The sequence below is a fragment of the Deinococcus koreensis genome, assembly GCF_002901445.1.
Taxonomy (GTDB): domain Bacteria; phylum Deinococcota; class Deinococci; order Deinococcales; family Deinococcaceae; genus Deinococcus; species Deinococcus koreensis.
The window spans coordinates 1,800,250-1,811,121 of record NZ_PPPD01000001.1 but is presented as its reverse complement, the minus strand read 5'-3'; the positions used below and the strand labels follow the sequence as shown (position 1 = coordinate 1,811,121).

Annotated in this window: 10 protein-coding genes and 3 tRNA genes; 4 read left to right on the top strand and 9 right to left on the bottom strand. The window is 71.9% G+C overall.

Going from position 1 to position 10,872, the window contains the following annotated elements; translation table 11 throughout:
• Positions 1-8: 8 nt before the first annotated feature.
• Positions 9-779 carry a metallophosphoesterase family protein gene (locus CVO96_RS08605; RefSeq protein ID WP_165795249.1) on the top strand — a complete coding sequence of 257 codons (771 nt, stop codon included), beginning with the start codon at positions 9-11 and terminating at the stop codon, positions 777-779.
• Positions 776-1,456 carry a phosphonate C-P lyase system protein PhnL gene (locus CVO96_RS08600; protein ID WP_103311877.1) on the top strand — a complete coding sequence of 227 codons (681 nt, stop codon included), beginning with the start codon at positions 776-778 and terminating at the stop codon, positions 1,454-1,456. The genes CVO96_RS08605 and CVO96_RS08600 overlap by 4 nt, the downstream gene beginning before the upstream one ends.
• A 25-nt stretch (positions 1,457-1,481) precedes the next feature.
• Here CVO96_RS08600 and CVO96_RS08595 read toward each other — a convergent pair whose 3' ends face one another.
• The 5 genes from CVO96_RS08595 to CVO96_RS08570 all read right to left on the bottom strand — a co-directional run bounded on the left by CVO96_RS08595 (position 1,482) and on the right by CVO96_RS08570 (position 3,773).
• The gene (locus CVO96_RS08595) at positions 1,482-1,697 is read right to left on the bottom strand and encodes a hypothetical protein (protein WP_103311876.1); all 216 of its coding nucleotides are present in this window, start codon (positions 1,695-1,697) and stop codon (positions 1,482-1,484) included.
• A gap of 425 nt (positions 1,698-2,122) precedes the next feature.
• Positions 2,123-2,199: transfer RNA gene (locus CVO96_RS08585), tRNA-Arg, on the bottom strand.
• Between the two features lie 35 nt (positions 2,200-2,234).
• Positions 2,235-2,326 (bottom strand) — tRNA-Ser (locus tag CVO96_RS08580).
• A 36-nt stretch (positions 2,327-2,362) separates the two neighbouring features.
• Positions 2,363-2,450: transfer RNA gene (locus tag CVO96_RS08575), tRNA-Ser, on the bottom strand.
• 69 nt (positions 2,451-2,519) lie between these two features.
• Positions 2,520-3,773, bottom strand: a complete 1,254-nt coding sequence (locus CVO96_RS08570; protein ID WP_103311874.1) for a nitrilase-related carbon-nitrogen hydrolase — start codon at positions 3,771-3,773, stop codon at positions 2,520-2,522.
• A gap of 139 nt (positions 3,774-3,912) precedes the next feature.
• Between CVO96_RS08570 and CVO96_RS08565 the strand changes: the two genes are divergently transcribed.
• The gene (locus CVO96_RS08565; protein WP_165795248.1) at positions 3,913-5,109 is read left to right on the top strand and encodes a GGDEF domain-containing protein; all 1,197 of its coding nucleotides are present in this window, start codon (positions 3,913-3,915) and stop codon (positions 5,107-5,109) included.
• On the opposite strand, the gene CVO96_RS08560 is transcribed toward CVO96_RS08565, so the two are convergent.
• On the bottom strand, positions 5,096-5,380 hold the full coding sequence (locus CVO96_RS08560) for a DUF427 domain-containing protein (protein WP_103311872.1): 285 nt from the start codon (positions 5,378-5,380) through the stop codon (positions 5,096-5,098). The two genes, CVO96_RS08565 and CVO96_RS08560, sit on opposite strands and share 14 nt — an antisense overlap.
• 207 nt (positions 5,381-5,587) lie before the next feature.
• Here CVO96_RS08560 and CVO96_RS08555 point away from each other — a divergent pair, with 207 nt between their 5' ends.
• Entirely contained in the window at positions 5,588-8,653 is a 3,066-nt protein-coding gene (locus CVO96_RS08555) for an alpha-amylase family glycosyl hydrolase (protein ID WP_103311871.1), read from the top strand.
• A 94-nt stretch (positions 8,654-8,747) separates the two neighbouring features.
• Here CVO96_RS08555 and CVO96_RS21595 read toward each other — a convergent pair whose 3' ends face one another.
• The 3 genes from CVO96_RS21595 to CVO96_RS08545 all read right to left on the bottom strand — a co-directional run bounded on the left by CVO96_RS21595 (position 8,748) and on the right by CVO96_RS08545 (position 10,848).
• Positions 8,748-8,918 (bottom strand): acetyl-CoA hydrolase/transferase C-terminal domain-containing protein, encoded by a 171-nt coding sequence (locus CVO96_RS21595; protein WP_207795293.1) that lies wholly within the window; start codon positions 8,916-8,918, stop codon positions 8,748-8,750.
• Entirely contained in the window at positions 8,918-10,000 is a 1,083-nt protein-coding gene (locus CVO96_RS21590) for an acetyl-CoA hydrolase/transferase C-terminal domain-containing protein (RefSeq protein ID WP_207795292.1), read from the bottom strand. The genes CVO96_RS21595 and CVO96_RS21590 overlap by 1 nt, the downstream gene beginning before the upstream one ends.
• Positions 10,001-10,071: 71 nt before the next feature.
• Positions 10,072-10,848, bottom strand: coding sequence for a type III pantothenate kinase (locus tag CVO96_RS08545; protein WP_103311870.1), 777 nt, complete (start codon positions 10,846-10,848; stop codon positions 10,072-10,074).
• Between the last annotated feature and the right edge of the window lie 24 nt (positions 10,849-10,872).

Below are 10,872 nucleotides of genomic sequence, written 5' to 3'. Positions count from 1 at the left end.
CGCCGCCCGTGAGGATCGGGCTGATCGCCGACATCCAGGGCAACCTGCATGCGCTCGAGGCGGTGCTCGCCGCCCTGGCCCACCCGGGCGGGGGCCGCCCCGGGGTGGACGCGACCCTGTGTGCCGGCGACCTGGTGGGCTACGCGGCGCACCCGAACGAGGTGGTGCTGCGCGTGCGGGCCGGGGGCATTCCCAGCGTGGTCGGCAACCAGGATCAGGCGGTCGGCTGGGGACTGCCCCGCGCCAACCGCCAGCCCGCCGCGCCGCGCACCGAGATCCTGCGCCGCGCGGCCCTGGAGTGGACGCAGGGGCAGCTGCACGCGGAGCACCGCGCGTACCTGCGCGGCCTGCCCCGCCTGATGCGCCTGCCGCTCTCGGATCGCAGCGTAACCGTCCTGCACGCCGGGATCGACACCCTGGACGACTGGCTGACTCCCGACGATCCCCCGGCGCTGGAGGCCCTGGCGCGGCGCCTGAGTTCGGACGTGGTGGTGCTCGGCCACACCCACCGGCCCTTCGAGTACCGCTGCGCGGGCACGCTGTTCATCAACCCCGGCCCGGTCGGGCGCTCCGTGGACGGCGATCCCCGGGCGTCGTTCGCCGTGCTCGACCTCGACACCCTGCAGGCCGACTTCGTGCGGCTGGACTACGACCTGCCGGGCGCCACCGACGCCATCTCGCGCAGCGGCCTGCCCGGCGAACTCAGTGTGCTGATCGCCCAGGGCCGGGCCGCCTGCGGGGAGGGCCGGCCCCCGCTCACCCTCAAGGAGTTGCCATGAACGTGCTCGACGTGCGAGACCTGAGCAAATACTTCGACCTGCACCACACCGGGCGGCGCATCCCGGCCTTTGCCCGGCTGAACCTGGCGCTGCAGGCCGGCGAGTTCGTGCTGATCTCCGGCCCGAACGGCGTGGGCAAGAGCACCCTGCTGCGCACGCTCTACCGCACCTGTCGGCCCACCGGCGGCCAGGCGCTGTACCGCTCGGCGCTGGGCGAGATCGACCTGGCCGCCGCGGCCGACGTGGACATCAGCCTGCTGCGGCGCCGCGAGATCGGCATGGTCAGCCAGTTCCTGCGCCCCCGCCCCCGCGTCAGTGCCCTCGATCTGGTGGCCGAGCCGCTGCTCGACGAGGGCCAACCCGACGCCCACGACCGGGCGGCGGCGCTGCTCTCGGACTTCGGGCTGAAACCCGACCTGTGGGCCGCCTACCCCAGCACCTTCAGCGGCGGCGAGCAGCAGAAGGTCAACCTGGCCCGCGCCCTGATCCGCCCCGCCCGCCTGCTGCTGCTCGACGAGCCCACCGCCAGCCTCGACGCGCCCGCCCGCTCGGCGCTGCGGGCGCGGCTGGCCCAGCTCAAGGCCGGCGGCACCGCCCTGCTGGGGGTCTTCCACCACCCGGAGGACATGGCCGGCCTGATCGACCGCGACCTGCCCCTCACGCCGCCCCCGGCCTGAGCACGGGTGACGGATCCGCCCGCGCTCAGGCCTTCTGCTCGTCCTGCTCGTCCTCGTGTTCGACTTCCAGGCGGATGATGTGCCGGCCCGCGAGGTGGTAGACCCAGCCCTTCTTCTCGAGGGTCAACACGCCCTGGGCCGAGGTCATGGCCTCCCTGGCCTCTGCGATCACCTGATCGGTCGCGGCCTTGATGACGATCTCCTCCCGGTCGATCTGGATGATCCGCAGTTTGGTGGTCATACCTGAGCGTACCCCCCGGGATCGCCCGAAGTGTCAGGGCTCAGGCGGGTCGTCGGGCCAGTGGCGCTGAGCCCCAGGGCTGAGGTGCCACGCGATCCACTTCAGCCGCTGGCAGGCGTCGGCTGCCCTGTCCACCGCATCACAGTCGCGGGCCAGGTGATGAGGATCGTCCTGGGCCTGAACGCGCTGGGCCTGAGTCTGGGGGCCGTGGTGGAGATCTATGCGCTGGACTCATCGAGGCCAGGCATGGTCTGGCACGGGGCGCTGCGGCGCCAGACTCGGCAGCAGGCGCTGACGGAGGGAAAATCACAGGAGGTCATGAGGTGTGGACAGGATCGCCAGAGTTACTGCACACGCCACTACACACGCCGCCAATAGTGCATGCAACACAAATAGAAAAACCCCGTCTAAGACGAGGTCTTCTGTGGTGTGCCCGAAGGGATTCGAACCCCTGGCCTTCTGATCCGTAGTCAGACGCTCTATCCAGCTGAGCTACGGGCACATCTCGGGTGGAACTTCAGACGGACTGGAACTGCTTGGCGGAGAGAGCGAGATTCGAACTCGCGGTAGAGAATAACCCCTACGAGCGTTTAGCAAACGCTTGGTTTAAGCCGCTCACCCATCTCTCCATGCCGAGGCACCGAACGCACGTCTGGACTGTCATCTGGCGAGGGGTGAGGGATTCGAACCCCCGGTAGGTTGCCCTACTACGGTTTTCAAGACCGTTGCCTTCAACCACTCGGCCAACCCCCCTTACGGTGGGCGCACAGCGCAGGGGTCTGCGAAGTGCGAAGGGAAGTATAGGCACCCCCCCCGAAGTTGTCAACGCTTGCGCCAGAGGGCGTAGAGGGCGGCGGCCAGAGCCAGCCCGGCCCAGGGCAGGGCCCAGGGAAAGTGGTGCGGGGCCGGGGAATGGTCGTCCAGAATTGATCGCAGCGCCTCCTCGTGTGCGGTGGGGAGCGGCGGCGACAGGGAAGGGGCAGGCAGCTCCAGATCGGCGGAGACGATGTCCTGGCGGTACCGGTTCTCGCGGGGATGGCCGCTGTGGGCCGCGAGCTGCTGACCGGTGCGGCGCAGTTGCTCGGGCGGGCCGTCCTCGACCCAGGGGGCCAGCGCCAGGAACCCAGGGCGCGGCTCGGTCATGACATAGCTGCGCGCCGCCGGCGCCTCCTGGGCCGGGCCGGTGATCGCGCTCTGGCCGTCGAAGGTCAGGTCGAGCAGGTTCCCGACCACCATGGGGTTGACGGCGTAGCGGATGCCCGTCCCGGCGGCCGTGATCCGCCAGCTGGAGTCCAGCCAGGCCACCGGCTGATCCCGCATGTGCCGGGGGTCGGGAGGCAGCCCTTCCCGGGACGTCCAGGGGGCGCCGTTGGCATCGGGCTGCAGCAGCACCGTGCAGCCCTGCGCCTCCAGCCTCCCGATCACGTCCGGGCGGAAGGCGTCAAGGCTGATGGCCACGCCCAGGTCACCCACCGGGGTCGGGAAGACCCGCAGCTCTCCCAGGTCGCCCGGCGTGAGGTCCACCCCGCCGCCCTGCTCGTCGGGGGTGAGGTGCACCTTGTCGGTGGCGCCGATCAGGGCGCCGTCCGGGGCCAGGATCACCGTCTGGTTGGTCAGCACGCCCGGCACCCGGCGCCGCCGAGCGCCCTCCAGCCGGTAGCGGGGCGTGGGCGCACTGCCGCAGCACAGGTACACGCCGTACTCGCGGGCCAGGTCGCGGCAGGTCTGCAGGTACAGGCGGGTGTTCGCCTCGCTGCCCGCGAGCTGCAGGGCGCGCATGGGCGAGACGCGCTCACGCAGCATCAGGGGCAGCGTGCGGGGCAGGCGGGCCAGGAACAGCGCGGCCGCCACCCGCTGGAAGGTGCCCAGCCCCAGCGCCCAGGCCCCGCCGCGCAGCACCAGCGGCAGGCCGTTGAGTTCGGTGAGCACGACCAGATTCGGCCGATCCCGGGCCAGGTGCGGGCGGGCCGCCTCCAGCTGCGAGCGCATCCAGGCGCGGAAGGCGGCCGCGCTGGTGAAGTCCGTGACGTGCCACTGGGGCTGCACGGCGACGGCGCGAAGGGAGCGGGGGAGCATCGGCACCAGGGTAGCGGCTTTCGGGCGCGGCCTGGGCGCCACTGCGGGGGCCGGGCGCGCCTGGCCCGAGTATGAAGCGGCGCCCAGCGGTCGTCTGTGAGGCCGGTGTGAGACGCCCCATGCTTCGATGGCCCCCGAGATGCGTCCCCCCCCCGCCCCGCCCGCCGCCCTGATTCCCGAAGTCCTGCCCGAAGCGCCCGGCCGGATCTCCCGGCCCCTCCCCGGCCGCGCCCTGAGCCGCCGGGAGGTCTACCTGCTCGCCCTGCCCGTGCTGGCGCTGGCGCTCGTGCCGGGGTGGCTGGTCGGCACGCCCGACCCGTTCGACCGGCTGGCGGTGCCGGCGCTGGCGGGCCTGCTGGCCGGGGTCTTCGTGGCGCTGTGGCTCTCGCGCTGGCGGCTGGAGAGTGTCCTCACGGGGCTGCTCGGCGGGGTGTGGCTGTATCTGCTGGGCCGCATCGCGTTCGTGCTCTCCGGGCCCCCGGACGCGGCGCAGCTGGGCGCGCTGGGCAGCGCCGCCCTGTGGGTGCCGGCGCTGCTGGTCGCGCATATCTGGATGCTGGGCAACCGGGCGGGCCGGCGCGCCAGCCGGCTGGCCCTGGGGGCGCTGCTGAGCGTGCTGGCGGCCTCGGCCCTGCGCCAGCCGGCCCTGCTCGGGGCGCCCGCCAGCGCCCTGCTGGTGCAGTCCCTCCTGGCCGGGCTGATGGGGCTGATCGGCCAGCGCTCGGCCCTGCAGCGGGTCTCCCAGGAAGTGCGGCGCCACCGGCTGGGCGAGCACCTGACCGGCCGGGGCGACAGCCTCACCGGGCTGCCGGATGCCCGGCTGCTACAGGAGTGGTTGCGGCGGGCGCCCCCGCGGCGCCTGAGCGGGCTGGCGGTGGCCGCCTTACGGGTCGAGCCGCCGGTCACCGGCCCCCACGACCCCGGCCCGTACGATCCTCTGTTCGCGGGCTGCCTGACCGCCCATGTCGGGCGGGTGCTGGAGGGGGCCCTGCGCGACCAGGACATGCTGGGACGGGTGGGCGGCGCCGACTTCCTAGTGCTGCTGCGCGTGCCGGACGAACGGGCGGCGCGGGCCGCCTGCGAGCGGCTGCGCCTGCGGGTGGCGGCCCGGCCCCTGGAGGGCGTGAACTCGTCCCTGAGCGTGGGGCTGGCCTTCTACCGCGGTCAGGCGGACGGGCTGACCCTGCTGCGCGAGGCCCAGGCGGCGCTGGAGGCCCGCTGCGCGCAGCGCCAGACCCGGACGGCGGAAACCGGGCAGACGACCCGGTGGACGGGGCCGGCTGAGCCCAGCCCAGAGCCTGACCCGGCGCCCAGCCCGCTCCTCAGTCCGGCGTGACCTGCACGCCCTTCCAGAAGGCGATCCGGCCCGTGATCTGCCGCGCGGCGTCCTTGGGCTCGGGGTAGTACCACGCCGCGTCGCGGTTCTCCTGGCCGTCTACCGAGAGGCTGTGGTAGCTGGCCTCGCCCTTCCAGGGACAGGTGGAGTGCGTGGCGCTAGGGCGCAGGTACTCGGCCCTGACGCTGTCGGCCGGGAAATAATGGTTGCCCTCGACAACCACGGTGTCGTCCGACTGCGCGATGACCTGACCGTTCCAGATGGCTTTCATGGCCCAGGGTAGGCCGAGGGCGCGCGGCAGACCGTCACGGGGAGCGCAGTGTCGTGAATTCCTGACCCCTGCCCGCCGCCTGTTCACCGGATCGTGGTTTTCTCCTCATGAAAGTCGCAGAAGAACTGGATCGGGCATACTGGTCAACGCCTGACAATTGACCCGGCCGGCACCCTTCCTCGTGCCTGCCCGAAGGAGTGACCTGAAATGAAGCGCTTCCATGCTCTGCCCGCCCTGTCCCTTCTGTCCGTGGCCCTGACGGCCTGCGCGCAGCTCCAGTCCCCCGATCCCCTGCAGGCCCTGAAGGCGCGCGACTGGCGCGACGAGACCATCTACTTCGCCATGACCGACCGCTTCGCCAACGGGAACCCGGCCAACGACAACGGCCCCAACCGGGGCGCCGGCGACGTGGCCGACCGGGCGAATCCACTGGGCTGGCACGGCGGCGATTTCGCGGGCCTGAAGGCCAAGATCGAGGAGGGCTACTTCGGACGGATGGGCTTCACCTCCATCTGGGTGAGCCCGGTCGTGCTGCAGGTGCCGGCGATTCCGGGGCCGACCAGCGGGCCGAACGCCGGCAAGCTGTTCGCGGGCTACCACGGCTACTGGGCGGAGGACTTCTTCAAGGTCGATCCCCACCTCGGGACGATGGCCGAGTACAAGGAACTCATCAAGGCGGCCCACAAGAACGACATCCGCATCCTGCAGGACGTGGTGGTCAACCACGCGGGCTACGACGCGACCCTGACGAAAACGAAGCCCGAGTGGTTCCACACGAAGGCCGACTGCGACGCCAGCACGAACAAGACCACCGACTGCGACCTGGCGGGCCTGCCCGACTTCAAGCAGGAGCGGCCGGACGTCACCGCCTACCTGAACGACTTCATCGAGTACTGGCGCAAGGAGACCGGCATCGACGGCCTGCGCATCGACACCATGAAGCACGTGCCGGACAGCTACTGGAAGCAGTTCTTCGCCCCTGGCGGCGTGGGCGATCCCAAGAAGCTCTGGTCGGTCGGGGAGGTCTTCGACGGCAGCCCGGCCTACCTCGCGCGCTTCATGGACGAGCTGGGCGCCCCGAGCGTGTTCGACTTCGCGCTGCACTTCGCCTTCAAGGATCAGATGAGTTCGGCGGGCGGCAACCTCGACCGCATGGCCGACGTGTTCGCGCAGGACGGCGTGTACCGCGACGCCACGCGGCTCACCACCTTCGTGGACAACCACGACGTCCGGCGCTTCGTGAACGAGGTGACCTCGCGCGGCGGCACCCCCGCCCAGGCGGCCGAGCGGCTGGACATGGCGCTCTCAACCATGTACCTGTCGCGCGGCACGCCGAGCGTGTGGCAGGGCAGCGAATACGCGCAGGTCGGCGAGGGCGATCCCTATAACTTCCCCACCGGCCAGGGCAACCGCGAGGACATGGACTTCTCGAAGCTGGCCTCCTCGACGCTGGACGAGCGGCTGGGCGCGCTGGCGGGGGCCCGCCAGCAGTACCGCGCCCTGACGCGCGGCGCGCAGCAGGAGTTGTGGCGCCCGAACGGCGGCGCGCCCGTCCTGGCCTACCGCCGGGTGGTACCCGGCGTGCGCGGCGTGGCCGGGCAGCCGGTGGTCTTCGTGGTGAATGGCGGCGACCGCCCGGTCGACCTGGGCACCCTGCCGGGCGGCGGCATTCCGCTGCTGGGCACCTTCAGCGGCGCGGCGCTGACGGAAGTGACGGGGCGCGCCAATCCCCTGAGCCTCAGCGGCGGCAAGCTGGTCGGCACCCTGCCAGCGCGCACGGTGGTGGCGGTCACGGCCCCGGCGGGGGGCGGCGCGAGCGGCGCGGTCAACCCCGCCCTGCCCGAAGTGGCGGCCCTGGCCGCGCGCCCCGGCGACTCCGCCGTGGAGCTGACCTGGACGCCCAGCACGACCGCGGCCGTCTCGGGGTACCGCATCTATGCCAAGACCAGTTCCGGCGCCGAACGCCTGCTGAACTTCGCGCCCATCCCGGCCACGCAGGGCAGATACCTGGCGCGCGGCGTGACCAACGGCCTGTCCACGACCTTCCGCGTGGTCACGGTGGACGTGAACGGGGCGGAGAGCCGGGGCGCCGCGGTGGCCGCCACGCCCAGCGCGTCGATCACCGCGAAGGTCAGCTTCACGGTCGACGCCCGCAGCCAGGGCAACGGCCCCATTGAGCTGCGGCGCTTCGACACCGGCAGCCAGGTCGAGTACCCCATGACCCAGACGGCGCGCGGGCTCTGGAAGACCGACCTCGACCTGCCGCTGTTCCGGGAGATCAAGTTCAAGTTCGGCAACGACGGCGCGGGCGCGAAGAACTCGGGCTACGAGGGCCCCGGCCAGGGCGACCGCGCCTACACGGTCGGCACGGCGGGCGACGCCTACAGCGGCACCTACGACTTCATCGACTCGCCGGCGCCGGCCAGCCTCATCGAGGGCAAGGTCACGGGCGGCGGCTCGCCGCTGGGCGGCGCACTGGTCGAGGCCACGACCGCCAACCTGAACCTGAACTACGCCCTGAGCTTCAGCGACGGCAGCTACACCCTGTTCGCCCCGGCCGGCGCGCAGACGCTGAAGGCAACGGCAGGCGGCTACCTGGAGGCCACGCGCGCCGCCACCTCGCCGCAGACGGGCGCGGACATCGCCCTGGCCCGCGACCTGAGCACCAGGTACGCCATCGACGGCAACCTCAGCGACTGGGCGGCGCCCAAGGTGGACGTGAAGAGCCCGAAGCCGGGGGGCTTCGGCGAGAACAACAACTTCACCCGCCTGCTGGCCGACAGCGACGCCAACTTCCTGTACCTGGCCTACACCTACCGCGTGGCGGGCAACTCCGCCATCGTGTACCTCGACACCGCCCCCGGCGGCGCGGCGCAGGCCGACAGCTTCGAGGCCTGGCGGCGCGCCGCGACCTTCACGGGCGCCATGGGCGGCGTGGACGCCTTCGTCGCCCGCTACGAGAAGCAGGACGCCCAGCTGCGCCGCGTGACGAGCGACACCGCCACGCCCGAAGTCGCGGTGGCCGACTACAAGTACGCGGCGAGCGGCACCCTCCCCGAGCAGACGGTGGAACTGGCGATTCCCTGGGGCGCCCTGGGCCTCAGCGGCCCCCCGGCGGCCGGCGTGAACGTCGTGGGCGGCATCTTCGGCGGTGACGACTACGGTGCGGGCGACATCATTCCCGACGGGGGCAGCGAGCCCAGCAGAGCCAACACCGTCGGCACCAGCGATCCGCGCCGCGCGACCTTTACGGCCCCGGTGAACGTGAGGTAGCCTCCCGGCCGCGCAACGGAGTCCCAGACGCGGGAGGTCGCCAGCCGAACCTCCCGCGCTGGTCTGCCCGGACGCGGTCGCGGCCACGGCGCCCTCAGGTCAGGCCCATGCGGCGAGCCTCCCGCCATAGGGGCTCGCGGGCGTCCGGGTGGGCCGCCTGCTCGATCAGCGCCGCCGCCTGCCGCTTCTCGTCGGCCCCCAGCAGCTCCGCCACGCCCTGTTCGGTGACCACGGCGGTCGGCTGGAACGAGGTGGTGGGCTCCATCAGGCTGGGACGATGGTGCTCACCTGTGCCCTGGGGTGCCAGGAGCGCAGCGCCATCAGGGCCTGCCCGCCCGGCGCGTGCAGGGCGCCCACGATGAAGTCGGTCTGGCCGCCGAAGCCCGAATGGATGCGCGCCCCGATCCGCGAGGCGTTCGCCTGGGCGAAGAGGTCGACCTGCAGCGCGGTGTTGATGGAGGTCATCAGTGGCTGGCGCGAGATCTCGCTGGGTGAGTTCGTGACCTCGGTGCGGCGCATGACGATCCGCGGATTGGCGTTCATCCAGGCGTACAGTTCCTGGGAACCGAAGGCGAACGACGAGATGATGGGCCGCGCCGGATCGAGGGCGCCCGCCTCTTCCAGGCGCAGCACGCCGTCGCTGAACATCTCCGACCAGAGGGCCAGCCGCCGCCGCTGCGCCAGCCCCGGCAGGGTCGCGTCGGACACCTCGCCGATGCCCAGCTGCAGGGTCGCGCCGTCGGGCACGCGGGCGGCCACCAGCGCGCCGATCTGCGCGGCCGCGTCGGCGCCGGACGCTGCTCCGGGGCGCGCAGCCACGTCGGGCAGCGGCTCGTCGACCTCCAGCACGCCGTCGAAGACGCCGGCATCGTACTCGCCGTCGCCGAAGGTGTAGGGCATCTGCGCGTTGGCCTGGGCGAGCACCAGCCCGCCCCGCGCCCGGCAGGCCTTGATGGCCGCCGGCAGGACGTTGACCTCGATCCCCAGCGAGAGCCGGCCCTGGCGCGGCGCCGAGGTCTGCACCAGCACGAGGTCGGGCACCAGCGCGCCCCCCAGCAGCAGCGGCACCAGCGACAGTCGCGCGGGCACGTAGCTCAGCCGCGCCTCGTGACGCATGCCGGGGCCCACGAAGGTGGTCTCGTAGCTCACGCCCTCGCGGCGGGGCAGGCCGGCGGGCGCGTTCAGCGCGTGCAGCCGGTAGCGGGGCAGGGCGCTGTCCAGCGCCGCGAGGAGCGTCCAGGGCACGGCCAGATTGCCGCTGACCACCACGCGCGGCTCAGCCGGCCAGGCCCGTCCGGTCAGCAGGGAGGTGAGTCCGGTTACGTCCAGCGTTCGCATGGTGGTCATGCTTCATTCTTCACCCCGGTTGGACGCCGGAGCATGACGGCCCAGGGAGCACGGGGCGCAGGCAGCGGCGCTCAGCGGCTCGCCCACAGCTCCACCAGCCCGCGCAGGGTCAGCGTCTCGTCGTAGTGGTCGATCTCGCGGCAGATGCCCTCGATGGTGCGCGAGAAACCGCCCGTGGCGACCGACACCGCGGGCCCCGGCAGCTCGGCCCTGATGCGGCGCAGCAGGCCGTCCACCATCTCGGCGTAGCCGTACACCAGCCCGGATTGCAGGGCGTGCACGGTGTTCTTCCCGATGGCACTCTGCGGCGCGCTGAGCGTGATGCGCGGCAGCTTGGCCGCCCGCGAGAACAGCGCGTCGGCGCTGACCTGGGCGCCCGTGGCGAGCACGCCGCCCAGAAAGCGCCGGCCCCGGCCGATCACGTCGAAGTTCGTGGAGGTACCGAAATCCACCACCACCGCGTACTCGTGGTGGCTCATGTAGCGCTCGGCGCCGAACAGGTTGCACAGGCGGTCGGCCCCCACCGCGTCGGGCTGGTCGAGTTCCACCGAGACGTCGGGCAGGTTGCCGGCAGCCACGCTGAAGGCCTCGATGCTGAAGTGGCGGCGCAGCGCGAGCTGGTAGTTCTCGCCCACCGGCGGCGCCACCGAGCTGAGGATCGCCGAACGCGGCATGGCGGCCCCGGCCAGCGCGAACAGCCCGTGCATCTGCAGCGCCAGGTCGTCGGGCAGGACGTCGCGGTTGGTGCGAACCCGCCAGGTGTGCGTGAGGTTCAGCGTCTCGTCTGCGAGGCCCAGCACCGTGCTGGTGTTGCCGATATCCACGGCCAGAAGGGGAAAGGCGGGCACGGTTCCATTCTAGGGGAGGGCATC

Bases quoted from the DNA above. Each gene is read 5' to 3' on its own strand.
- CVO96_RS21590 (WP_207795292.1), bottom strand. From the start codon at position 10,000: ATGACCACCATGCGAACGCTGGACGTAACCGGACTCACCTCCCTGCTG.
- CVO96_RS08555 (WP_103311871.1), top strand. From the start codon at position 5,588: ATGAAGCGCTTCCATGCTCTGCCCGCCCTGTCCCTTCTGTCCGTGGCC.
- CVO96_RS08560 (WP_103311872.1), bottom strand. From the start codon at position 5,380: ATGAAAGCCATCTGGAACGGTCAGGTCATCGCGCAGTCGGACGACACC.
- CVO96_RS08565 (WP_165795248.1), top strand. From the start codon at position 3,913: ATGCGTCCCCCCCCCGCCCCGCCCGCCGCCCTGATTCCCGAAGTCCTG.
- CVO96_RS21595 (WP_207795293.1), bottom strand. From the start codon at position 8,918: ATGGAGCCCACCACCTCGTTCCAGCCGACCGCCGTGGTCACCGAACAG.
- CVO96_RS08595 (WP_103311876.1), bottom strand. From the start codon at position 1,697: ATGACCACCAAACTGCGGATCATCCAGATCGACCGGGAGGAGATCGTC.
- CVO96_RS08570 (WP_103311874.1), bottom strand. From the start codon at position 3,773: ATGCTCCCCCGCTCCCTTCGCGCCGTCGCCGTGCAGCCCCAGTGGCAC.
- CVO96_RS08600 (WP_103311877.1), top strand. From the start codon at position 776: ATGAACGTGCTCGACGTGCGAGACCTGAGCAAATACTTCGACCTGCAC.